Raw genomic sequence first — 24536 nt, 5'->3', positions numbered from 1 at the left:
ATTACCCCTTGACTGCGCCGGCCGTCAGCCCGCGCACGAAATACTTGCCTGCGACCACATAGACCAGCAGGGTCGGCAGGCCGGCGATCATCGCCGCTGCCATATCAACGTTGTATTCCTTGGCGCCGGTGCTGGTGTTGACCAGGTTGTTCAGCGCCACCGTGATCGGTTGCGAATCACCGCTGGAGAACACCACACCGAACAGGAAGTCGTTCCAGATCTGGGTGAACTGCCAGATCAGGCAGACCATGATGATCGGGGTCGACATCGGCAGAATGATCTGCCGGAAGATCGTGAAGAAACCCGCGCCATCCAGCCGTGCAGCCTTGATCAGCGCATCGGGAATGCTCACGTAGTAGTTACGGAAAAACAGCGTGGTAAACGCCAGACCATAGACCACGTGAACGAAGACCAGGCCGGTGGTAGTGCTCGCCAGGCCCATCTTGCCGAGGGTGAACGAGGCCGGCAGCAGCACGGTCTGGAACGGCAGGAAGCAGCCGAACAGCAGCAGACCGAAGAACAGCTGCGAACCGCGGAAGCGCCAGAACGACAGCACGTAGCCGTTCAACGCGCCGATGGCAGTGGAGATGACCACGGCCGGCACAGTGATCTTGATCGAGTTCCAGAAGTAGCCGTCCACCGTGGCCCAGGCCTTGACCCAGCCGATGCCGCTGACCACGGTCGGCCAGCTCAGCAGGTTGCCGGTGCTGATGTCTTCCGGGGTCTTGAAACTGGTCAGCAGCATCACCACCAGCGGAATCAGGTACAGCAATACCGCGAGGATCAGCACCGCGTAGATCGCGACGCGACTCAGGCTGAAAGCGGGTTTGGCAGCGAGACTAGTCATTACGCTTGGTCCTCAGCTCGGAGTACAGGTAAGGCACGATGATCGCGAGAATCGCACCGAGCATCAGAATCGCACTGGCCGAGCCCATGCCCATCTGGCCGCGACTGAACGTGAAGGAGTACATGAACATCGCCGGCAGGTCGGAGGAATAACCCGGGCCACCCGCCGTCATCGCCGCGACCAGGTCGAAGCTCTTGATCGCGATGTGAGCGAGGATCATCACCGCACTGAAGAACACCGGACGCAGGCTTGGCAGCACCACTTTCCAGTAGATGGTCGGCATGCTCGCGCCATCGATCTGTGCGGCACGGATGATCGACTGATCAACCCCGCGCAGGCCGGCGAGGAACATCGCCATGATGAAGCCCGAGGCTTGCCACACGGCGGCGATCACCAGGCAGTAGACCACGCGATCCGGGTCGATCAGCCAGTCCAGACGGAAGCCTTCCCAGCCCCAGTCACGCAACAATTTGTCCAGGCCCATGCCCGGGTTGAGCAGCCATTTCCACGCGGTACCGGTGACGATCATCGAGAGCGCCATCGGGTACAGGTAAATGGTGCGGATAAAACCTTCGCGACGGATACGCTGGTCGAGGAACACCGCCAGCAGCACACCGATCACCAGGGTGATGCCGATGAACATGCCACCGAACACCGCAAGGTTCTTGCTCGCGACCCACCAGCGATCGTTGTCGAACAGCCGGGCGTATTGCGCCAGGCCGGCCCACTTGTAGTTGGGCAGAAAGGTCGAGGTGGTGAACGACAGCACGAACGTCCACAGGATGTAGCCATAGAAGCCCACCAGCACGATGAACATGCTCGGCGCCAGCACCAGTTTCGGTAGCCAGCGCTGCAGTGCATCGAACGGCGAGGCCTTGCTGAACACAGCAACAGAACTCATGGGGAAATCCAGTACGAGAGAAAAGGACTACTTGGGCAACTCGTCCCCTTGTAGGAGTGAGCCTGCTCGCGATTACGGTGTGTCAGTTGATGAATCTGTTACCTGACAAACTGCTATCGCGAGCAGGCTCACTCCTACAGGGGCCAAGGATTACTTGGCCGACTGAACCGCCGCACCCAGTTTCTTGGCCGCATCGGCCGGGTCGGCTTTCGGGTCATTGATGTAGTTGGTCACGACATCAAAGAACGCGCCCTGCACCGCCAGCGTGGTCGCCATGTTGTGCGCCATGCTCGGCTGCAGGCCACCGGACTTGGCATCCGCCAGGAAGTCCTTGGCAGCGGTCTGCGCGCAGGAGTCGAAACCGAGTTTCTCCATGTTGTTCAACATGTCGTTACGGACCGGGATCGAGCCTTTGTTGATGCTGAAGACTTTCTGGAAGTTTTCACCCAGCACGACTTTGGCGATGTCCTGCTGACCGGCCGCAGTGCCTGCGTCCTTCTGCTTGAACACCGCCAGGGAGTCGATGTTGTAGGTGAATGCCTTGTCGGTGCCCGGGAAGGCTACGCACTCGTAGTCCTTGCCGGCGACTTTCTTGGCCGCGGTCCATTCGGACTTGGCCCAGTCACCCATGATCTGCATGCCGGCCTTGCCGTTGATGACCTTGGCCGCTTCCAGGTTCCAGTCCTGGCCCTTGCCGTCGGCGTCCATGTAGGTCGCGACTTTCTTCAGCTCGGTCAGCGCCTTGACCATTTCCGGGCCGGTCAGCGCTTTGTTGTCCAGATCGACCAGGGCTTTCTTGTAGCCATCAACGCCCATGACCGAGAGCACCACGGCTTCGAACACGGTGCTGTCCTGCCAAGGCTGACCGCCGTGAGCCAGCGGGATGAAGCCCGCAGCCTTGAGCTTGTCGCCAGCGGCGTAGAATTCTTCGAGGGTGGTCGGGTTCTTGGTGATGCCGGCTTTCTTGAAGACTTCCGGGTTGATCCACAGCCAGTTAACCCGGTGAATGTTCACCGGCACGGCCACGTAATCACCGTCGTACTTCACGGTATCGGAGACTTTCTTGTCGAGCAGGCTGTCCCACTTTTCCGACTTGGCGACGTCTTTCAGCACGTCGGTGTCGAGCAGACCGGTGGAAGCCCATTCCTGAATGTCCGGGCCTTTGATCTGGGCAACGCCCGGCGGGTTGCCGGCCACGGCGCGGCTTTTCAGTACGGTCATGGCCGTGGCACCGCCACCGCCGGCGACAGCGCCGTCTTTCCAGGTGAAACCGTCTTTTTCAACTTGCGCCTTGAGCACATCGACAGCGGCTTTTTCGCCACCGGACGTCCACCAGTGCACGACTTCGACCGAACCTTTGGATTCGGCAGCGGAAACACTGAGAGGCAGAATTGCGAGCGGGAACAGGGAGGCGACAGAAATGACAGTAGCGAGGCGAGAAATCGCATTCATCTGAGATGTACCTTTCTTGTTGTTATGCATTGCAAGTCTGGTGCTTGCGCTGCACAGGAGTTTAAACAGGGCGATTCCCTTCGCAGGTAACGAAGGGATGCGCAAATGTCACCACATGGTTACACAGGAATGCTCCGCGACCATTGCGCCAGAGCTGTTGCCATACTGGGTGACAAGGGTAGACGAGGAATCAGCACCGCCTGCCACGCGTGGTAGAGATCCGGTTTGCCCGGCCAGATGTCGGCGCTCGGGCGGTTTTGCGGATCGAGTTCGTGATGCCAACTGCCGTCACAGCGATCGATGAAATGGTTTTCGCAGAACTCCCAGAACCGTCGATACCAGGTTTCGTATTGCGCATCGCCGGTACGTTTGAGCAGAGCGCTGGCCGCCGCGCTGGCCTCGGCATGGGTCCAGTGCAAACGGTGACGCACCACGGCTTTGTTGTCCCAATCGAGGGTGTAAACGATCCCCGGGGCGCCATCGACGTCCCAGCCGTGTCGGCAGTTCTGCTCGAAGAGTTTTTGCGCATCGGTCGCCAGCCAGCCCGGCGTGAGCATCCCGGCCTGAACCCGCGCGGCTTCGAGGTGCAGCAACAGCCGCGCCCACTCGAAACCGTGGCCCGGCGTAGTGCCGTAAGGGCGGAAACCATCGGCAGGATTGTCGTGGTTGTATTCGCGCAGCGGCTGCCAGTCGCGGTCGAAGTGTTCGATGACCATGTAGCCATTGGCGGCGGCGTGACCGTGAATCACCCGCTCGACGATGCGTTGCGCACGCACCAGCCAACGCGGGTCTTCAGTGACATCGGCCAGCGCGAGGAACGCTTCGGTGGCGTGCATGTTGCTGTTGGCGCCGCGATAGGCCTCTTCTTCGCGCCAGTCGCGGTTGAAGAATTCGCGCATGGCGCCCTCTTCTTCGCTCCAGAAATACGTGTCGATGATGTCGATCGCATCATCCAGCAGCGCCTGGGCGCCGGGGCGCTGCGCGACCACCGCCGAGCTGGCCGCGAGCGCGACAAAAGCATGCAGATAGGCGTTCTTGCCGGTGTTGCCATCGCGATGTTCGGCGACCGCAAACCAGCCGCCATGCAGCGCATCACGCAACGCGCCGCGCAGGGCCGCGATGCCGTGATCGACCAGTTCGGCAAACCCCGGCAGGCCCTGAATATGGGCCATGGCGAAACTGTGGGTCATGCGCGCGGTGTTCATGGTTTCGGCTTGCGCGTGCGCCGGCAAACGGCCGCGCTCGTCGAGGTTGCCGAAACCCTCGGGCAGTCTGGAAGCCTTGGCGAATGCCAGCAGGCGCAGGCCTTCGTCGGCGAGCCATTGCTGGTGGGCAGGGGCATTCAGCCAACTGCTGAAGTCTGGGTGAAAGGTGTCCATGAGTGGCCCTTTTTTGTTGTTATGACTGCGGGCAGTCTAAACAACGGGCCGGGGTGGGCTTGTAACGAAGGGGGCGGGTTTTGTCACCGGCTCGTGACATTCACATATTACTTGTGGCGAGGGAGCTTGCTCCCGCTGTGACGCGAAGCGGCACCCAAAAGACGGCCTGCTGCGCAGTCCAGCGGGAGCAAGCTCCCTCGCCACAGGGGCGGTATCAGTCAACACTGCGCGGCAACTGCAGGGTCACCCGCAACCCGCCCTCACGCAAATTCTGCAGCGTCACTTCGCCGCCATGACTGTGGGCAATGTTGCGCGCAATGCCCAAGCCGAGACCATAACCCTGCTGCTGCCCGGCCAAGCGAAAGTGCGGCTCGAACACCTGCTCCAACCGCTGCTCCGGAACCCCCGGGCCTTCGTCGTCGACGTGCAGGACGAACGCGCGCTCATCGTCGTCGATGTGCAGGTGCGCGTTCTGCCCGTACTTCAACGCGTTGTCGATCAGGTTGCCGATGCAGCGCTTCAACGCCAAAGGCTTGCCCGGATACGCCGCCAGCGCCTTGCCTTGCTGGGTCACGCGGCCGTTGCCGTTGGGCGCCAGATACGGTTCTACGAGGCAGTCGAGTACATGATTGAGATCCACCGGCTCGATGTTCTCGTGGATATCGGTGTCTTTCACGCATTGCAGCGCGCCTTTGACCAGCAGCTCCAACTCATCCAGATCGCGACCGAACTTGGCTTGCAGCTTCTCGTCTTCCAGCAGTTCGACGCGCAAACGCAGACGGGTGATCGGCGTGCGCAGGTCATGGGAAATCGCGCTGAACAACTGGCTGCGTTCGGTCAGGTAGCGGCTGATACGCTCGCGCATGGTATTGAACGCACGGCCCACTTCCACCACCTCACTGCCGCCGCCCTCGGCCACCGGCTCGACATCGGCGCCCAGCGACAGATCCCGCGCCGCTCGCGCCAGACGCTTGAGCGGCCGGCTCTGCCAGTGCACCAGCAGGCCGATGAACAACAGCAAGAAACCGCTGGTGAGGACGATGAACCACACCTGCTGCGCGGGCAGGCCTTGCTCTTCAAGACTGGTGTAGGGCTCGGGCAATAACGAGGCGATATACAGCCATTCGCCCGGCGCCATCTGAATCTGCGTGACCAGCACCGGCGGATTCACCGGTTCCAGCGTCAGTGCGTAATGCGCCCACGAGCGCGGCAGCTCATCGAGTTTCAGCCCGGCATTGAAGATCCGCAGATCTTCGGGGCTGACGAAGGTCACCGAAATATCAGTGTCATGGCCCAGCGACTGGCGCAGCACTTCATCCACCGCTTGAATCACCGCGGCCTTGCGCGGGGTGATCGGCAGCACGTCCATACCCAGCGGCTTGTCGTTGAGCGTCACCACAAATCGGGTGCCGCCCATGCTGCGCAACTGGTCGAGCACCAACGGCCGGTAAGCCACCGGCAGCGAACGGAAATAGCTGACGCTGGCGGTCATCGAATGAGCGAGGCTGCGGGCGCTGGTGACCAGGCCTTCAAGCTGGGTGGCGCGTAGTTGCGAAACCCAGATCACGCTCGACAAAGTTTGTGCGAACAGCACCGCCAAAAGAGTCAGCAGCAGCATCCGCCCGAGCAGCGAACGCGGCACCGGCACTTTGCTGGCGAGCCGGCGCAGCGACTCAGTGAGCATTGCCGGCAACCACATTGGCTGCCAGTTGATAACCGCTGCCGCGCACGGTGCGGATCAGACGCGGCGGTTTTTCCGTGTCGCGCAGGCGCTGGCGCAAACGGCTGACGGCCATGTCGACGATGCGGTCGAGCGGCATCAGGTCACGGCCACGGGTGGCGTTGCCGATGGTGTCGCGGTCGAGGATTTCCTGCGGATGATCGAGAAACAACTTCAGCAACGCGAAATCGGCACCGGAGAGAATCACTTCTTCGCCATCGGTGTGGAACAGTCGATGGCTGACCATGTCCAGCCGCCACTCGTCGAAAGCCAGCACGTCGCTGCCGCTGCGTTCCTGACCGAACTGTGCGCGACGCAGCAACGCCTTGATTCGAGCTTGCAGTTCGCGAGGGCTGAAAGGTTTGCCGAGGTAGTCGTCAGCGCCGAGCTCCAGCCCGATCACGCGGTCGGCTTCGTCGGAACTGGCGGTGAGCATGATGATCGGCACCTGCGCCTGACGCGGATGCTGGCGCACCCAGCGGCACAGGCTGAAACCGTCCTCGTCGGGCAGCATCACATCGAGGATCACCAGATCGCTCGGCGCTTCATTGAGCGCCTGGCGGAAACTGGCGCCATCGGCGGTGGCCCGCACCTGAAACCCGGCGCGGGTCAGGTAGGTTTCCAGCAACTCGCGTATTTCCTGGTCGTCATCGACCAACAATATCGACTTGTTGACTGAGCTCACTTCGAAGGCATCCTTGTTGTTGGAATTGGGGCGGATTATGCCTTAAGCACTGATTTTACAAACACCACAAAACACCTGTAGGAGTGAGCCTGCTCGCGATAGCGGTGTATCAGTCAACGAATATGTTGAATCCAAGACCGCTATCGCGAGCAGGCTCACTCCTACAGTTTGATTGCATTTCAGACAGGGATTGCTTGCTCCAGTGCCACACCGGCACCCACCAGCCCGGAGTAAGGCGCCGTCACCAGCCACACCGGAATGCCCTTGAAGTAATGGCTCATGCAGCCCTTGTCGGCGAAGCTGCGGGCGAAGCCGCTTTCGACGAAGAAATCGGCAAAGCGCGGAATCACCCCGCCAACGATGTACACGCCGCCGCGACCACCGGTGGTCAGCACGTTATTGCCGGCCACGCGGCCGAGCCAGCAGCAGAACTGCTCCAGTACTTCCAGCGCGATCGGATCGCCGGCCAGACCGGCTGCAGTAATCGCTTCCGGCGTATCAAGCTTTGGTTCATGTCCGTCCACCGCGCAGATCGCTCGATACACCCGAGGCAAGCCGCCACCGCTCAACGCCGTTTCCGCACTGACGTGGCCGATTTCGTTGTGGATGTGCTGCCACAGTTGGGTTTCACGCGGACTGCTCAGCGGCAGATCGACGTGGCCACCCTCACCCGGCAGCGCGGCAAAGCGCCCTTCGCCGAGATCGAGCAAGGTGCCGACGCCCAGGCCAGTGCCCGGGCCGATCACCACCGCCGGGCGCAACGGCTCCGGCGTGCCTTCGCAGACCACACGGAATTCGCCGGGCTGCAAACGGGTCATGCCCAGCGCCATCGCCGAGAAGTCGTTGATCAGCAGCAGTTGCTCGACCTGCAAGGTCTTGCAGAACGCCGTGCGGCTCAGGCGCCAGTGGTTGTTGGTGAACTTGAACTCATCACCACTCACCGGCCCAGCCACCGACAGGCACACCGAACCGATCGAACCCGGCGCCAGACCGAGGCCGCTCAGGTACAGGCTGATCGCCTCTTCCGGGCTGGCGTGGTCGGCTGTCGCCAGCACCTGAACCGATTCCAGTTGCTGGTTTTTCCACAACGCGAACCGCGCGTTGGTGCCTCCGATATCACCGACCAAAGCCAGTTTCAATTAAGCGTCTCCAGGGCAGAAGTGAAGGCGCTGGCGCCCTGCTCCGCCGAGCTGAAGGCCAAACGCATGAAGCCAAACAGTTCGCGACCGCTACCGATGTTGTTGCCCAACAGGCCTTTGGCAGGTTCACGCGCTGCAAATTCGGCGGCGTCGACCTTGAGTTCCAAAGTGCCTTTGACGCCATCGACGCGGATGATATCGCCCTCTTGCACTCGCGCCAAAGCACCGCCGACATAAGCTTCGGGACTTACGTGAATCGCCGCCGGGATTTTCCCCGATGCGCCGGACATGCGCCCGTCGGTGACCAGCGCAACTTTGAAGCCGCGATCCTGCAGCACGCCGAGGAACGGCGTCATCTTGTGCAGTTCCGGCATGCCGTTGGAGCGCGGGCCCTGGAAGCGCATGACCGCGACAAAATCCTTCTCCAGCAAACCGGCCTTGAACGCATCGGCCAGGTCCTGCTGATCCTGGAACACCATGGCCGGTGCTTCGACGATCTGGTTTTCCAACGCCACGGCGGAGACTTTCATCACCCCGCGACCAAGGTTGCCTTCCATCACCCGCAGACCGCCCTCCGGCGAGAATGCACGGGCAACCGGGCGCAGGATGTTTTCGTCGAGGCTTTCGATCGGGCCTTCGCGCCACACCAGCTCACCGTTATCGAGGAACGGCTCTTTGGTGTAACGGCTCAAACCATGGCCGAGCACGGTGTTGACGTCTTCGTGGAGCAGGCCGGCTTCGAGCAATTCGCGGATCAGGAACGACATACCGCCAGCAGCCTGGAAGTGGTTGATGTCGGCTTTACCGTTCGGGTAGACGTGGCTCAGGGTCGGCACGACTTCGGAGAGGTCGGCCATGTCCTGCCAGGTCAGCTGGATGCCAGCGGCCATGGCGATCGCCGGCATGTGCAGAGTGTGGTTGGTCGAGCCGCCAGTGGCATGCAGCGCGACGATCGAGTTGACCAGCGCCTTCTCGTCGACGATTTCGCCGATCGGCATGAAGTTGCCGTTCTGCTTGGTCAGACGCGTGACCTGATGCGCCGCTTCACGGGTCAGGGCATCACGCAGCGGGGTGTTCGGGTTGACGAAAGACGCGCCCGGCAAGTGCAGGCCCATGACTTCCATCAGCAACTGGTTGGTGTTGGCGGTGCCGTAGAAGGTGCAAGTGCCCGGGCTGTGGTAGGACTTCATCTCCGATTCCAGCAGCTCTTCGCGGGTCGCCTTGCCTTCGGCGTACTTCTGCCGCACGTCGGCTTTTTCCTTGTTGGAAATCCCCGAAACCATCGGCCCGCCCGGGACGAAGATCGTCGGCAGATGGCCGAAGCGCAGCGAACCCATCATCAGGCCCGGGACGATCTTGTCGCAGATGCCGAGCATCAGCGCGCCGTCGAACATGTTGTGCGACAGCGCCACCGCCGTGGACATGGCGATCACTTCGCGGCTCGGCAGGCTCAGCTCCATGCCTGGCTCGCCTTGGGTCACGCCATCGCACATTGCCGGTGTACCACCGGCGAACTGGCCGACCGAGCCAATTTCGCGCAGGGCGTTCTTGATCTGCTGGGGAAAGACTTCGTACGGCTGGTGCGCCGAGAGCATGTCGTTATACGAAGAAACAATGGCGATGTTCGCCGAGTTCATCATCCGCAAGCTGTGCTTGTCTTCGCTGCCGCACCCGGCCACGCCATGGGCGAAGTTGGCGCATTGCAGCTTGCCGCGCATCGGCCCGTCGGTGGCGGCGCCGCGAATCAGTGCAAGGTAAGCCTGACGCGTGGCGCGGCTGCGGGCGATAAGCCGTTCGGTGACCTCAAGAACGCGGGGATGCATGTGTAGAACTCCAGGCTAACGGATGTGGCGACCTGATTGTCTATGCTGATCAAACGCCGTTGTTGTTGGAATGACAGACGGCTTTTTTGACCATTCGGACCAGTTGATTCAGGTCACTCGTTGTAGATAAAACAAAATATTGCCACTAAAAAGGCTTGTTTTCTATTTTTATGCGAATAATCTTGTAATTCCAACAACAAAACGACGGCGGCGCTGTTCAATGACTCTTCGAATCGCAATCAATGGTTTTGGCCGCATCGGCCGTAATGTCCTGCGCGCACTGTATACCCAAGGCTATCGACAGGATTTGCAGATCGTCGCCATCAACGATCTGGGCGACAGCGCAATCAACGCCCATCTGCTCAAATACGACACCGTTCACGGCACATTCGACGCCGAAGTGGCCCATGACAATGAGAGCCTGACGGTCAACGGCGACCGCATTGCGGTCAGCGCGATTCGCAACCCGGCCGAGCTGCCATGGGCGGCGGAAAAAATCGACGTGGTGTTTGAATGCACCGGTCTGTTCACCGACCGTGCCAAAGCCGCCGCGCATCTTACTGCCGGCGCGCGCAAAGTCATCATCTCGGCCCCGGCCAAAGGCGCCGACGCCACGGTGGTTTACGGCGTGAACCACGACATTCTGCGCCAGTCGCACCAGATCATCTCCAACGCTTCGTGCACCACCAACTGCCTGGCGCCGGTGGCGCAAGTGCTGCACCGCGAACTGGGGATTGAAAGCGGTCTGATGACCACGATTCATGCCTACACCAACGACCAGAACCTCACCGACGTCTACCACACCGACCCGTACCGCGCGCGCTCGGCCACGCAGAACATGATCCCGAGCAAGACCGGCGCCGCTGAAGCGGTAGGCCTGGTGCTGCCGGAACTGGCGGGCAAACTGACCGGCATGGCCGTGCGGGTGCCGGTGATCAATGTGTCGCTGGTGGATCTGACTGTGCAGTTGAAGAAGGAAGCCACGGCCGACGAGGTCAACGCACTGATGAAAGCCGCCAGCCAGCATTCGAAAATTTTGGGTTACAACACGTTGCCGCTGGTTTCCAGCGACTTCAACCACAACCCGCTGTCGTCGATCTTCGACGCCAACCACACCAAAGCCAGCGGCAAACTGCTGAAAGTGCTGGCGTGGTACGACAACGAATGGGGCTTCTCGAATCGCATGCTGGATAACTGCCTGGCGCTCTGCAACGCGGAGTAATTCCCTCCTCCCATGTGGGAGCGGGCTTGCTCGCGAAGGCGTCGTGTCAGGCAATTGATATATCGACTGACCCACCGCATTCGCGAGCAAGCCCGCTCACACAGGTTTTTGATTTCAATCTGAAATCAACACTTGACCACTCGACTAGATGATAAGCATTATCATTCGCTCGAAATGGATCAGGTTCCCCCGTGAGTCAATCGCGCTTCAATCACGTCTTCCTCTCTCAGCGCACGTCCCTGCTGCGCACGATCGAGCGGATGGTCAACAACCACAGCACCGCCGAAGACCTGCTGCAGGAGACCTACCTGCGCGTCACGCGGGCGCTGAGCGAGCGCGCCATCGATCACCTTGAACCCTTCGTGTTCCAGACCGCGCGCAATCTGGCGCTGGATTACCTGCGTGCGCGCAAGATCCATTCGCGGACCATGGTTGATGACGTGCCGCAGGAGGTAGTGCACAGCGTCGCCGCCCCCGCCAGCAGCGCCGAAGACGCCGCCCACGCCGAACAATTGCTGGAGCGCCTGAACGTGAGCCTCAGTCAACTCAGCCCGCGTCAGCAGCAGATTTTCATCCTCAGCCGCCTGCACGGGCACAGCTATCAGGAAATCGCCGACGAGCTGAACGTGTCCCTCAGCACCGTGCAGAAGGAGCTGAAGCTGATCATGACCATTTGTATTGGCGTCGCCGAACGTCTGAATGGCGACTGAAGTCGTAGGGCTTTTCTGTAAGTGTCAGGATCGCCTGCACTGATCATTGGGCTTTGCTACCCTTGGCCGACTTTTACGCTTCACTTAAAAAACAGCCGTGCACAGACACTGCCGAGGAAACACCGTGACGGACACCCACCGCTCGCCTTCGCCCGCAACGGCGCAGGACGCCGCCAGTGCAATGGACCAGGCTCTAGACTGGCTCATCGTGCTCGGCAGTGCGGACGAAGAGCAGACCCGGCAATTTCACGCATGGCTGGCGGCCGATCCGTTGAATGCCGAGGCGTTCGCCAAGGCGCAGGCGATCTGGGACGGGCCGCAAGTTGCCCAGTGCGCGCAAAACCTCGCGGCCAGACCGGCCAAAGTCACCGTCCTCCAGCGGTTGCGTCCGCACTGGAAACCGTTGGCCACCGCTGCGGTGCTGATTCTGGGCCTGTTCAGTTTCAGCAATCTGCCGATGCGCCTGCAGGCCGATCACCTGACCGTGGTCGGCGAGCGCCAGCGCCTGCAACTGGAGGATGGCTCCAAGGTGCTGCTCAACACCAACTCGGCATTCTCCAGCACCATCAATGAGCGCCAACGCGTGGCGCGCCTGTATCAGGGCGAAGCGTTTTTCGAAGTGGCCGCCAACCGTGGCCAGCCGCTGCAAATCGATGCCGGCCCGGTGCAGGCCAGCGTGCGCGACACCGCGTTCGCCGTGCGCTATCTGGACGGCGTCGCGCAGGTCAATGTGCAGCGCGGCGATGTCGATCTGCGCGCCACGCACAACGACGCGCGGGTGCGTTTGAGCGCCGGCGAAAGCATTCGCATCGGCCCCAACGGTTTCGATCGTCCGGCCAAACTGGATACTGCCACCGACTTGGCCTGGGTTCAGGGCCGGTTGATCTTCGAGAACTGTCCGCTCGACAAGGTGCTGGCCGAACTGCGCCGCTACTACCCAGGCTGGATCATCAATACCAACGAGCAGTTGGCCGACGTCAACGTCACCGGTAACTACCGCCTCGACCAACCGCTGGACGTGGTTCGCTCCCTCGCCCACATCACCTCGGCGCGCCTGCAGGAATTCCCCGCGCTGGTGATCCTGAACTAAATGAGAATTATTTTTACTCGATAGCCAAACCCCGTTCGTCTCGTTATAGCCAATGCAATTGATTCGCATCTTCGGAGGCGGATCAGCACCTATAAAGATTCGTGCGACACGGAGCGCTATCGATGTCCTCTCGCCTTACCCGCCAGACTGCTTCCCCTTCCCGCGTATTGTCGCTGCTGACGGCCGCCATCCTCATGGCCGGCACTGCACCGCTGATGGCTGCCACCGAACAACCGGCGCGCAACATGGGTGATTATTCGTTCTCGATCGGCCAGCAACCGCTGGTCTCGGCGCTCAATGCCTTCACCAACGTCACCGGCTGGCAGGTCGGTTTACCGGCAGAACTGGGTCAAGGCGTGTCGTCGCCGGGCGTGCGCGGTTCGCTGCCGCCGGAAAAAGCCCTGGAGCGCCTGTTGGTGGGGACCAACCTGAGCTTCCGCAAGCTGAGCAACAACAATGTGGTGCTGGAGAAGCGCAGCTCCAGCGGCGCACTCAATCTGGATCAAGTGACCATCAGCGCCACCCGCCAGGAACAGTCGGTCAATAGCGTGCCGGCCACCGTCACTGTGCAGACCCGCGAGGATCTGGATCGCAACAACGTCAACACCATCAAGGATCTGGTGCGTTACGAGCCGGGCGTATCCGTCGGCGGCGCCGGCCAGCGTGGCGGGATCAGCGGCTACAACATCCGTGGCATCGACGGCGACCGCATCCTGACTCAGGTTGACGGCGTCGAAGTGCCGGACGGTTTCTTCAACGGCCCGTACGCCAAGACCCAGCGCAATTACGTCGACCCGGAAATCGTCAAACGCGTGGAAATCCTCCGTGGCCCGGCCTCGGTGTTGTACGGCAGCAACGCCATCGGCGGCGCCGTCAGCTACTACACCCTCGACCCGGACGACATCATCAAGCCCGGCAAAGACGTCGGTGCTCGCCTCAAAACCGGTTACAGCTCCGCCGATGAGAGCTGGCTGAAATCCGCCACCGTCGCCGGGCGTGCCGAGCAGTTCGACGGCTTGCTGCACTTCAGCCAGCGCGACGGTCACGAAACCGATTCCTACGGCAGCAACAACGGCACTGGCCTGGCGCGCACCGCTGCCAACCCGGAAGACGTCAAGGCCACCAACGTCCTGGCGAAGATCGGCTGGAACTACAACGACGATTCGCGTCTGGGCCTGACCTACGAGAAGTACAAGGACGATCGCGACACCGATCAGAAAAGTGCCTACGGCGGCCCGTACTTCAACGGCGCCCCGACCATCCCCAACAGCATGCTGCCCGGCGGCATGTACCAGTGGCGCACCGGCAACGACACCATCACCCGCGAGCGCTTTGGCCTCGAGCACAGCTTCGCCCTCGACAGCCTGCTGGCCGATAACGTGAAGTGGAGCCTCAACCACCAGATCGCCAAGACCGACCAGAGCACCGAAGAGTTCTACTACCCGATGACCCGTAAAGTGCTGCGCACCCGCGACACGGTCTACGAGGAAAAACAGTGGGTATTCGATGCGCAACTGGACAAGGCCTTCGCCATCGGTGACACCGATCACGTGCTGACCTACGGCACCACGATCAAGCAGCAGAAAGTCACCGGCTCGCGCAGCGGCGACGGCAAGTGCCTGGCAGTCGGCCGTGGTTGCACCGCCATCGGCGCCACCAGCGCGGCGGATGTGCTGAAAAAATCCAGCGACTTCCCGGATCCGACCATCAACACCTACAGCCTGTTCGCCCAGGATCAGATCAGCTGGAACAAGTGGACATTCCTGCCGGGCTTGCGCTACGACCACACCCAGCTCAAGCCGCACATCACTCAGGAATTCCTCAACACCGTGGCCGCCGATGGCAACGGCACGGTCAGCGACGCGAACAAGAGCTGGCACAAAGTCTCGCCCAAGTTCGGCCTGACCTATGCCCTGACCGATAACTACACCTGGTACGGCCAATACGCCGAAGGTTTCCGCACGCCGACCGCGAAAGCGCTTTACGGGCGTTTCGAAAACAGCACCACAGGCTACAACGTGGCGCCGAACCCGAACCTGGAACCGGAGAAAAGCAAAAGCTATGAAACCGGTCTGCGCGGCAACTTCGAGCAAGGCTCGTTCGACGTGGCGGTGTTCTATAACAAGTACCGCGATTTCATCAACGAAGACGCGGTCACTCCCGGCTACGACGAGCTGACCTTCCAGTCGAGCAACATCAAGCACGCGACCATCAAGGGCGCCGAAGTCAAAGGTCGTCTGAACCTCGATGCGTTCGGCGCGCCGCAGGGCCTCTATACCCAAGGCTCGATCGCCTATGCCTACGGTCGCAACAACGACAACGGCGAGCCGCTCAACAGCGTCAATCCGCTGACTGGCGTATTCGGTCTGGGTTACGACCAGGACAACTACGGCGGTCTGCTGAGCTGGACCGTGGTGAAGAAAAAGGACCGCGTCGACGACAGCAACTTCAAGTCGCCGGATGGCGTCAGCAGCCAGTTCAAGACCCCGGGCTTCGGCATTCTCGATCTGGCCGGCTATTACAAAGTCACCGACGACGTCACCGTCAGCGGCGGCATTTACAACCTGACCGACAAGAAGTACTGGCTGTGGGATGACGTACGCGGTTACGACAGCGTCGGCGAAGCCTCGGTGACACAACCGGCCAACCTCGATCGTCTGACCCAGCCGGGCCGCAACTTCGCGATCAATCTGGTCTGGGACATCTGATCCGCACGGCCCTGCGGCGCGCATTGATCAGCGCGTCGCGGGGCTTTTTTTACGGTTTGGCACCTGCCCGTTCGTCTCGTTATCAAGCGCCTCTTTTATCAAGGACATCCCATGACCACTTCGGAAAAAGCCCTGCGTTCACAACGCCTGAACCAGATCACCCACGAGCCGCACAGCAAGCTCGACGCCCTGGTCAAGGCCCACGCGCCGTTCGAAACCCGCGCCAACTTCGCGCGTTTCGTGGTCGCGCAGTACCTGTTCCAGTCGGAACTGGTCGACCTCTATAACAACGCTGAACTGACTGCTATCGTCCCGGATCTGCCGGCCCGTTGCCGCGCCGAAGCCGCGAAGGCAGATTTGGCGGATCTGGAAACTGAAGTGCCGGCGCCTGTGGCTGGCGCGGTGAAAAACCCAAGCAAGGCCCGAGCACTGGGCTGGATCTTCGTCTCCGAAGGTTCGAAGCTCGGCGCTGCGTTCCTGATCAAACGTGCCGTGGCGCTGGAGCTGAGCGAAACTTTCGGCGCCCGCCACCTGGGTGAACCGGAAGGCGGACGTGCCGAAGGCTGGAAAAGCTTCGTGCGCACTCTCGATTCCCTGCAGTTCACGGCCGAAGAGGAAGCCGAGGTCGAGCAAGGCGCGATCGACGCGTTCAACCGCTTCACCGTGCTGCTGGAACAGGCTTACGCGACCGAAGCAGAACCGGCCTGACACACAGCAAATTCCCCTTGTAGGAGTGAGCCTGCTCGCGATGGCGGTGTATCAGTCGACATTAATGTTGAATGACCGGATGCCATCGCGAGCAGGCTCACTCCTACAGGGGAACGGTGTAAGCCTGTAAGATTCCCGTCCCGCTTCAGAAGCAACCGCTGAGCCCATGCCGCAACCCGCCACCTCAAAACTCGCCCGTGTGCTGTTCGGCCTGCTGGCCTACGTCAGCCTCGGCATTGGCCTGATCGCCATCGTCGTGCCCGGCCTGCCGACCACCGAGTTCATCCTGCTCGCCGCCTGGGCCGCGACTCGCAGCTCGCCACGCCTGAGCGCCTGGCTGGAAAACCATCGGCTGTTCGGGCCGATCCTGAGCAACTGGCGCAACGGCAAGATCATCGCGCGCAAGGCCAAGGTCAGCGCCACGATCAGCATGCTGCTGTGCGCGACGTTGATGCTGGTAATGCTCGATCACGGCTGGCCGGTGTATCTGGCGATTGCCGGGATGAGTCTGGGCAATCTGTGGATCTGGTCGAGACCGGAAGCCATCCCTCTCTGAATTAGCACGCTCCCCTTGTGGCGAGGGAGCTTGCTCCCGCTGGAGTGCGAAGCGCTCCCCTGCATTACTTCTGATTCACCGTGTTTACCGGTTTTGCGACGGCTTCGCCGCCGAGCGGGAGCAAGCTCCCTCACCACAACAGCCTCATCACCACAAAAGCATTCGGTCGTTCACCAGGCTGAAACTTCCCTGTAATTAAGCGCCTTTTCAGCACAATCCCCTGCGCAAACGTTTAGCGCTGACCGTTCGTCGGCAAGCGCCTCATGCAGCTTCGCCGCACGCCGATGAGCAATGCATGGCGCTGAATGGATTTGGCAAACCGGGTAGTTCATCCCGTGGCCACCTGCTCATTCATTCACGAGATCGCCCCATGTTCGACTCTCTCTCCATTCGCCTGAAAATCGTCCTGCTCTCCGGCCTGTGCCTGCTGGGTGTGGTTGCGCTGATCGTCGGCATGAACATTTACCAGACCAACCAGAACGACGAACTGGTCAGCAACTCCAGCAACCAGTTGCTCACCGCCAGTGTGCAGAACCTGTTGCAGGCCAAGGCGGCCGAGCAAGCGGTGCGGGTGCAGAAGACCTTTGGCGAAAGCCTGACGGTGATCACCGCGCTGGCCGATCAGATCAAGGACATGCGCGTGCTGGCCGCCAAGCGTTCGCTGGACGCCGGGGCCCTGCGTGAAGAGTTGAACCTGAGCCTGAAAACCGCATTCCAGCGCAACGACAAGGTGCTCGGCATCTGGCTCGCCTTCGAACCCAACGGCCTCGACGGCAAGGACAGCGAGTTCGTCAACGACGCCACGCGCCAGTCCAACGAAGCCGGGCGTTTTGCGAGCTACTGGAGCCGCGCTGCCGGCTCGGCGCTGAACACGATCATGGTCGAAGAAGACATGACCAAGACCACCCTCAGCGTCAGCGGCACGCCGTACAACAGCTGGTACACCTGCCCTCGCGACAACAAGCGTACTTGCCTGCTCGATCCGTATGCCGACACCGTGGGCGGCAAGGAAATGTTGATGACCACCATTTCCGTGCCGTTGATCGTCGACGGCAAGGCGATCGGTGTGGTCGGTGTCGACATCGCCCTCGATGCCCTGCAAGCAGCGGCGGTGGATTCCCAGCGCAACCTGTTCAACAACGCCGGGCACATGCTGATCGTCTCGGGCAGCGGCGTATTGGCTGCCGACAGCTCGGACGCCGCCAAGGTCGGCAAAAAGATCAGCGACACCCTCGGCGCCGACGGCAAGGACGTGCTGCAACTGGTCAGCAGCGGCACGCCGAAGATTCTTGAACAGGGCGAGTTGATTCGTGCGGTGTACCCGGTGGATCCGATTGGCAACTCGCGGGCCTGGGGTGTGGTCATCGACCTGCCGAAACAGGTGTTGCTGGCCGACTCGGTGAAGCTGCAAGCAGTGCTCGACGACGCGCAGGAAACCGGTGTACTCACCGCATTGGCGGTGGCTGTCGTCGCCGGGCTGATTGGCTTGTTGCTGATCTGGCTGACGGCTTCCGGCGTCACACGCCCGATCAACAGCGTCGCCGAGATGCTGAAGAACATCGCCAGCGGTGAAGGCGATCTGACCCAGCGCCTGAACTACAGCAAGAAGGATGAACTGGGCGAACTGGTGAACTGGTTCAACCGCTTCCTCGACAAGCTGCAACCGACCATCGCCCAGATCAAACAGAGCATCACTGAAGCGCGTGGCACCGCCGATCAGTCATCGGAAATCGCCCGCCAGACCAGCGAAGGCATGCAGGTGCAGTTCCGCGAAATCGATCAGGTCGCCACCGCCTCCAATGAAATGAGCGCCACCGCCCACGACGTCGCCAACAGCGCGTCGAACGCGGCCAACGCCGCCAAGGGCGCCGATCAGTCGGCCAGGGACGGCCTGTCGATCATCGAGCGCAGCACCCGCGACATCAATCAACTTGCCGATGAAGTCAGCAAAGCGGTGACCGAAGTCGAAGCGCTGGCGGTCAACAGCGAGCAGATCGGTTCGGTGCTGGAAGTCATCCGCAGCATCGCCGAACAGACCAACCTGCTGGCGCTCAACGCCGCCATCGAAGCGGCCCGCGCCGGAGAAAGCGGCCGTGGTTTTGCGGTGGTGGCCGACGAGGTGCGCAACCTCGCCAAGCGCACTCAGGATTCGGTGGAAGAAATCCGCATCGTTATTGAGCGCATCCAGACCGGCACCCGTGGCGTGGTCGCGACCATGCATTCGAGCCAGACCCAGGCGCACAACAACGCCGGGCAGATCCGTCAGGCGGTGGATGCGCTGGGCAAGATCAGCGATGCGGTGACCGTGATCAGCGACATGAACCTGCAGATCGCCAGCGCCGCCGAACAGCAGAGCGCCGTGGCCGAAGAGGTCAACCGCAACGTCTCGGCGATTCGCACCGTGACTGAAACCCTGACTGAACAGGCGACCGAGTCGGCGGCGATCAGCAGCCAGCTCAATGCCTTGGCGAGCCAGCAGATGAAGCTGATGGATCAGTTCCGCGTTTAACGCCATAGCGCGTATCCCCTGTAGGAGTGAGCCTGCTCGCGATAGCGGTGAGTCAGTTAACAGATGCATAACTGATACGACGCAATCGCGAGCAGGCTCACTCCTACAATTGGGTTTCATCTGATCCACACGCGTTTTGCACTATCATCGCCCTCTCTCCCGGAGGGCCTTCGATGACTGATTTACTCACGTCCATTCAAGCCGCGCTCGGCTTGCCCCACACGCCGATTCCGTTCACCGCCAGCGGCGCCCTGCCCTCGGCGTTCGCCGTCACCGATCTGGCCTGCGCCAGCATCGGCGCAGCCGGTCAGGCCGTCAGCGAACTGCTCCGGCAACAGACCGGGCACTTGCCCGCGGTGGAAGTCGATCGACGTCTGGCCTCGTTCTGGTTCGCCACCTCGTTACGACCGATAGGCTGGGAAGTCCCGCCGCTGTGGGATCCGATTGCCGGCGACTATGCAACCAAGGACGGCTGGATCCGCCTGCACACCAACGCCCCGCATCACCGCGCTGCAGCTGAAAGCGTGCTCGGTGCCTGTGCCGACCGCGCCGCGATGGCGGCGAAAGTCGCGCAATGGAACAGTGCCGATCTCGAACAAGCGGTGGTCGAGGCCAAAGGCTGCGCCGCACAAATGCGCAGTTGGGCGCAGTGGCAACAGCATCCGCAGGGCCAGGCGGTGAACGCCGAACCGCTGGTGCATTTCATCGATTCGCAGGATGAAAAGGCCAACGCGTGGCAAGGCTCGGTGGCGCAACCGCTGGCCGGGATCAAAGTGCTCGACCTGACCCGCGTGCTCGCCGGCCCCACCGCCAGCCGTTTTCTCGCCGGCCTCGGCGCCAATGTGCTGCGCATCGACCCGCCGAGCTGGAATGAGCCGGGCGTGGTGCCGGAAGTCACCCTGGGCAAACGCTGCGCACGGCTGAATTTGCAGCAGCCGGGCGATCGTGCAGTGTTCGAAAATCTGTTGAAGGACGCCGACATTCTCCTGCACGGCTACCGTGCCGATGCCCTGGAACATCTCGGTTTCGGCACCGAGCGCCGCCGGCAACTCAGACCGGGGCTGATCGACGTCTGCCTCAATGCTTATGGCTGGAGCGGCCCGTGGCGCAACCGGCGCGGCTTCGACAGCCTGGTACAGATGAGCAGCGGCATCGCCGAGGCCGGACAGCGCTGGAAACAGGCTGACAAACCGACGCCGCTGCCGGTGCAGGCGCTAGACCATGCAACCGGGTATCTGATGGCGGCGAGTGCGATCACATTGCTCACTGAACGTTTGCGCAGCGGTCGCGGCGGTTCTGCACGCTTGTCACTGGCGCGCACCGCCAAGCTGTTGATCGAACACGGACCGGGAACGAGCGAAGCGTTGCGCGTCGAGGATAAACAGGATCAAGACTCGCGGTTGGAGCAGACCCCATGGGGGCCGGCGCATCGCTTGCTGGCGCCGGTGAAGATCAGCGGGACGCCGCTGCAGTGGGCGTTGCCGGCTACTGAATTGGGTTCACACAGCCCGCATTGGTGATGACCATTCGGCCCCCTTCGCGAGCAAGCCCGCTCCCACATTTGAAATGCGTTCCCCCTGTGGGAGCGGGCTTGCTCGCGAAGAGGCCCGCACTGACACCACCGATGCACAATCAATCCACCTACAGCGACAACACCCCACTGTACAAACCATACGCCGCCAGCCCCGCGCCGATCAGCACACAGGCAAAAATACCTTTCTCGACAGGGGTGAACAGCGGCTCGCCCTGCTCATGCTTGGCCTTGGCGAACAGGACCACCCCCGGCGCATACAGCAGCGCCGACAGCAGCAGGTATTTCACCCCGCCGGCATACAACAACCACACCGCATAACACAGAGCAATCCCGCCAATCAGCAGATCCTTGGTACGTTCGGCCGAGGCATGTTCGTAGGTTTCGCCACGTCCGCTGAGCAACACCGCGTACGCCGCCGACCACAAATACGGCACCAGAATCATCGACGACGCCAGATAAATCAGACTGGTGTACGTGCCCGCCGAGAACAGGGTGATCAGCAGGAAAATCTGAATCATCACGTTGGTCAGCCACAGCGCATTGACCGGCACATGGTTGGCGTTTTCCTTTTTCAGGAACGCCGGCATGGTTTTGTCCCGGGCCGTGGCGAAGAGGATTTCCGCGCAGAGCAGCGCCCACGACAACAACGCGCCGAGCAAGGAAACCGCCAGACCGAGGCTGATCAACAATGCGCCCCACGGCCCGACGATGTGTTCCAGCACCGCCGCCAGCGACGGATTCTGCAGGGTCGCCAGTTCGGGCTGGCTCATGATCCCCAGCGACAGCACGTTGACCAGCACCAACAGCGCCAGCACGCCGAGGAAACCGATCACCGTGGCGCGGCCGACGTCGCTGCGTTTCTCCGCCCGCGCCGAATACACGCTGGCGCCCTCGATGCCGATGAACACGAACACCGTCACCAGCATCATGTTGCGCACCTGATCCATCACCCCGCCGAAGCTCGGGTTGCTGCGGCCCCAGATGTCGCGGGTGAAGATATCGGCCTTGAACGCCACTGCCGCAATGACGATGAACATGATCAGCGGCACGATCTTGGCGACCGTGGTCACCTGATTGATGAACGCCGCCTCCTTGATCCCGCGCATCACCAGAAAATGCACGGCCCACAGCAGCACCGATGCGCAGCCGATGGCGATCGGCGTGTTGCCCTGACCGAATACCGGGAAGAAGTACCCGAGCGTACTGAACAGCAGGACGAAATAACCGACGTTGCCCAGCCACGCGCTGATCCAGTAACCCCAGGCCGAGGAAAACCCCATGTAGTCGCCAAACCCGGCCTTGGCGTAGGCGTAGACGCCCGAGTCCAGCTCGGGCTTGCGGTTGGCCAGGGTCTGGAACACGAACGCCAGGGTCAACATGCCGATGGCGGTGATCCCCCAGCCGATCAGGATCGCCCCGGCATCGGCGCGGGCGGCCATGTTCTGTGGCAGCGAGAAAATCCCCCCGCCAATCATCGACCCCACCACCAGGGCGATCAACGCACCCAGTCGCAGCTTTTGCGTCGGTTGCGACATTCCAGTCTCCCTTTTCCTGACAACGATTCTCGAAACCTGTTTATACCTGTGGCGAGGGGATTTATCCCCGATGGGTGGATAGCCGCCCCAAAACCTGAGAACTCGTTCTGCCTGATACACCGCGCTGAATGGATCTGGGGCGGCTACGCCACCCATCGGGGATAAATCCCCTCGCCACAAGATGTGTCTATTTCTGGGTATTAACTAAACGGATAAAGCGTAAGTACGTTTTTTGAATAACGCCAACACCCCTCTTATATATAGCCAACAACGCTAACGCATAGCACGACTAATCGCTTTTGTGCGCGAATCCTGATTATTCGATTCTGTACTGAAAACAGATGTGAAAAATTTGCCAAAAGCTGAAAACCAACTAGCGTGATAATTCCAAAGTAATAGGAGAAATTCCCAACCACATCTGCCAAAAGCCTCTGGAATGGGCCTTTTCGGGCAGCAGCTTTATGCCATCAGCTCTTTCATAAGTCATTCATTAACAATGGAATGTGCCTATGAACTGATCTAAGTCAGTTGTTTGAACAGTCAACAGAACTACGCTGTGTACTCTTCTCTCCTGCAATGGAGTCATGCAATGTCTGAAGCTCCCGGAAAACTACGATTAGGTGCACTGGTTGCCCTGGTAGTCGGCTCAATGATCGGTGGCGGGATATTCTCTTTGCCACAAAACATGGCCGCCAGCGCCGACGTCGGCGCGGTATTGATTGGTTGGGCCATCACCGCTGTCGGCATGCTCACCCTCGCTTTTGTCTTCCAAACCCTCGCCAATCGCAAGCCTGACCTGGACGGCGGTGTCTACGCCTATGCCAAGGCCGGATTCGGCGATTACATGGGTTTCTCGTCCGCCTGGGGTTACTGGATCAGTGCCTGGCTGGGCAACGTTGGCTACTTTGTTCTGTTGTTCAGCACCCTCGGGTATTTCTTTCCGATTTTCGGCGAAGGCAACACGGTGGCCGCCGTCATCGGCGCTTCGGTGCTGCTGTGGGCCGTGCACTTTCTGGTACTGCGCGGGATCAAGGAAGCGGCGTTCATCAACCTGGTGACCACCGTCGCCAAAGTCGTGCCGCTGCTGCTGTTCGTCCTGATCGCGATCTTCGCTTTCAAACTGGACATCTTCACCGCCGACATCTGGGGTGTGAAAAACCCGGATCTGGGCAGCGTAATGAACCAGGTGCGCAACATGATGCTGGTCACCGTGTGGGTGTTCATCGGCATCGAGGGCGCGAGCATCTTCTCGGCGCGGGCGGAAAAACGCTCGGACGTCGGCAAGGCCACCGTCATCGGTTTCATCACCGTGCTGCTGTTCCTGGTGCTGGTCAACGTGCTGTCGCTGGGCATCATGACTCAGCCGGAACTGGCCAAACTGCAGAACCCGTCGATGGCCGCCGTGCTCGAACACGTGGTCGGTCACTGGGGCGCGGTACTGATCAGCGTCGGTCTGATCATCTCGCTACTGGGCGCGCTGCTGTCGTGGGTGCTGCTGTGTGCGGAGATCATGTTCGCCGCCGCCAAAGACCACACCATGCCGGAGTTCCTGCGCAAGGAAAACGCCAACCACGTACCGGTCAACGCCCTGTGGCTGACCAACGCGATGGTGCAGATTTTCCTGATCATCACCCTGTTTTCGGCGAGTACTTACTTGTCGCTGATCTACCTTGCCACCTCGATGATTCTGGTGCCGTACCTGTGGTCGGCGGCCTATGCCCTGCTGCTGGCGGTGCGCGGCGAAAGCTACGAAGGCTTCGCGGCCGAACGACGCAAGGATCTGATTATCGGCGGCATCGCGCTGATCTACGCGGTGTGGCTGCTATATGCCGGCGGGGTCAAGTATCTGCTGCTCTCGGCCCTGCTCTACGCACCCGGCGCGATCCTGTTCGCCAAGGCCAAGCTGGAACTCAAACAACCGATTTTCACTAACGTCGAGAAGCTGATTTTCGCCGCAGTCGTCGTGGGTGCCCTGGTGGCAGCCTACGGCCTCTACGACGGCTTCCTGACCTTGTAAC

The 24536-nt window shown here is 60.9% G+C and carries 18 protein-coding genes and 1 pseudogene; 10 read left to right on the top strand and 9 right to left on the bottom strand.

What is annotated here, in order from left to right; all coding sequences use genetic code 11:
* Position 1: 1 nt before the first annotated feature.
* The 8 genes from CKW11_RS07665 to edd all read right to left on the bottom strand — a co-directional run bounded on the left by CKW11_RS07665 (position 2) and on the right by edd (position 9946).
* On the bottom strand, positions 2–847 hold the full coding sequence (locus CKW11_RS07665; RefSeq protein ID WP_007969317.1) for a carbohydrate ABC transporter permease: 846 nt from the start codon (positions 845–847) through the stop codon (positions 2–4).
* Positions 840–1748, bottom strand: coding sequence for a carbohydrate ABC transporter permease (locus CKW11_RS07660; RefSeq protein WP_007917874.1), 909 nt, complete (start codon positions 1746–1748; stop codon positions 840–842). The genes CKW11_RS07665 and CKW11_RS07660 overlap by 8 nt, the downstream gene beginning before the upstream one ends.
* A gap of 150 nt (positions 1749–1898) precedes the next feature.
* Positions 1899–3200, bottom strand: a complete 1302-nt coding sequence (locus tag CKW11_RS07655; protein WP_095137057.1) for an ABC transporter substrate-binding protein — start codon at positions 3198–3200, stop codon at positions 1899–1901.
* Positions 3201–3319: 119 nt separating this feature from the next.
* Positions 3320–4579 (bottom strand): AGE family epimerase/isomerase, encoded by a 1260-nt coding sequence (locus CKW11_RS07650; RefSeq protein WP_095137056.1) that lies wholly within the window; start codon positions 4577–4579, stop codon positions 3320–3322.
* 214 nt (positions 4580–4793) lie between these two features.
* The gene (locus CKW11_RS07645; protein ID WP_027612561.1) at positions 4794–6263 is read right to left on the bottom strand and encodes an ATP-binding protein; all 1470 of its coding nucleotides are present in this window, start codon (positions 6261–6263) and stop codon (positions 4794–4796) included.
* Positions 6253–6984 (bottom strand): response regulator, encoded by a 732-nt coding sequence (locus tag CKW11_RS07640; RefSeq protein WP_007917879.1) that lies wholly within the window; start codon positions 6982–6984, stop codon positions 6253–6255. Before CKW11_RS07640 ends, CKW11_RS07645 begins: the two co-directional genes overlap by 11 nt.
* Before the next feature lie 179 nt (positions 6985–7163).
* Positions 7164–8123, bottom strand: coding sequence for a glucokinase (locus CKW11_RS07635; RefSeq protein WP_095137055.1), 960 nt, complete (start codon positions 8121–8123; stop codon positions 7164–7166).
* Positions 8120–9946: a phosphogluconate dehydratase gene (edd, locus tag CKW11_RS07630; protein ID WP_003227464.1), complete on the bottom strand. Its 1827-nt coding sequence runs from the start codon at positions 9944–9946 to the stop codon at positions 8120–8122. The genes CKW11_RS07635 and edd overlap by 4 nt, the downstream gene beginning before the upstream one ends.
* Positions 9947–10166: 220 nt before the next feature.
* Between edd and gap the strand changes: the two genes are divergently transcribed.
* From gap to CKW11_RS07590, 9 genes and pseudogenes are all read left to right on the top strand, one after another.
* Positions 10167–11168, top strand: a complete 1002-nt coding sequence (gene gap / locus CKW11_RS07625; protein ID WP_095137054.1) for a type I glyceraldehyde-3-phosphate dehydrogenase — start codon at positions 10167–10169, stop codon at positions 11166–11168.
* Positions 11169–11359: 191 nt separating this feature from the next.
* On the top strand, positions 11360–11878 hold the full coding sequence (locus tag CKW11_RS07620; RefSeq protein ID WP_095137053.1) for an RNA polymerase sigma factor: 519 nt from the start codon (positions 11360–11362) through the stop codon (positions 11876–11878).
* Between the two features lie 124 nt (positions 11879–12002).
* Positions 12003–12968, top strand: coding sequence for a FecR domain-containing protein (locus tag CKW11_RS07615; protein WP_095137052.1), 966 nt, complete (start codon positions 12003–12005; stop codon positions 12966–12968).
* Positions 12969–13090: 122 nt separating this feature from the next.
* Complete coding sequence (locus CKW11_RS07610) at positions 13091–15676, top strand: TonB-dependent receptor (RefSeq protein ID WP_095137051.1); 2586 nt, start codon at positions 13091–13093, stop codon at positions 15674–15676.
* Between the two features lie 111 nt (positions 15677–15787).
* Positions 15788–16384: a biliverdin-producing heme oxygenase gene (locus tag CKW11_RS07605; RefSeq protein WP_095137050.1), complete on the top strand. Its 597-nt coding sequence runs from the start codon at positions 15788–15790 to the stop codon at positions 16382–16384.
* Between the two features lie 166 nt (positions 16385–16550).
* A complete protein-coding gene (locus tag CKW11_RS07600; RefSeq protein WP_095137049.1) occupies positions 16551–16940 on the top strand; it encodes a YbaN family protein in 390 nt (129 codons plus the stop codon).
* A 295-nt stretch (positions 16941–17235) separates the two neighbouring features.
* A pseudogene (locus CKW11_RS29060) lies at positions 17236–18543 on the top strand (cache domain-containing protein); the annotation flags it as partial.
* A gap of 150 nt (positions 18544–18693) precedes the next feature.
* Complete coding sequence (locus tag CKW11_RS29055; RefSeq protein ID WP_371917867.1) at positions 18694–19449, top strand: methyl-accepting chemotaxis protein; 756 nt, start codon at positions 18694–18696, stop codon at positions 19447–19449.
* Between the two features lie 173 nt (positions 19450–19622).
* The gene (locus CKW11_RS07590) at positions 19623–20969 is read left to right on the top strand and encodes a CoA transferase (protein ID WP_095137047.1); all 1347 of its coding nucleotides are present in this window, start codon (positions 19623–19625) and stop codon (positions 20967–20969) included.
* A 121-nt stretch (positions 20970–21090) separates the two neighbouring features.
* Here the strand turns inward: CKW11_RS07590 and arcD (CKW11_RS07585) are convergent, their stop codons facing one another.
* On the bottom strand, positions 21091–22518 hold the full coding sequence (arcD, locus tag CKW11_RS07585) for an arginine-ornithine antiporter (RefSeq protein ID WP_027612550.1): 1428 nt from the start codon (positions 22516–22518) through the stop codon (positions 21091–21093).
* 589 nt (positions 22519–23107) lie between these two features.
* On the opposite strand from arcD (CKW11_RS07585), the gene arcD (CKW11_RS07580) reads away from it, so the two are divergent.
* Complete coding sequence (gene arcD / locus CKW11_RS07580; protein ID WP_095137046.1) at positions 23108–24535, top strand: arginine-ornithine antiporter; 1428 nt, start codon at positions 23108–23110, stop codon at positions 24533–24535.
* Position 24536 lies beyond the last annotated feature (1 nt).

The organism is Pseudomonas sp. Irchel s3a10 (assembly GCF_900187525.1).
In the GTDB taxonomy this organism is placed as follows: Bacteria; Pseudomonadota; Gammaproteobacteria; order Pseudomonadales; family Pseudomonadaceae; genus Aquipseudomonas; species Aquipseudomonas koreensis_G.
The sequence above is the reverse complement of the archived record's forward strand: the minus strand, read 5'-3'. Positions and strand labels throughout refer to the sequence as shown.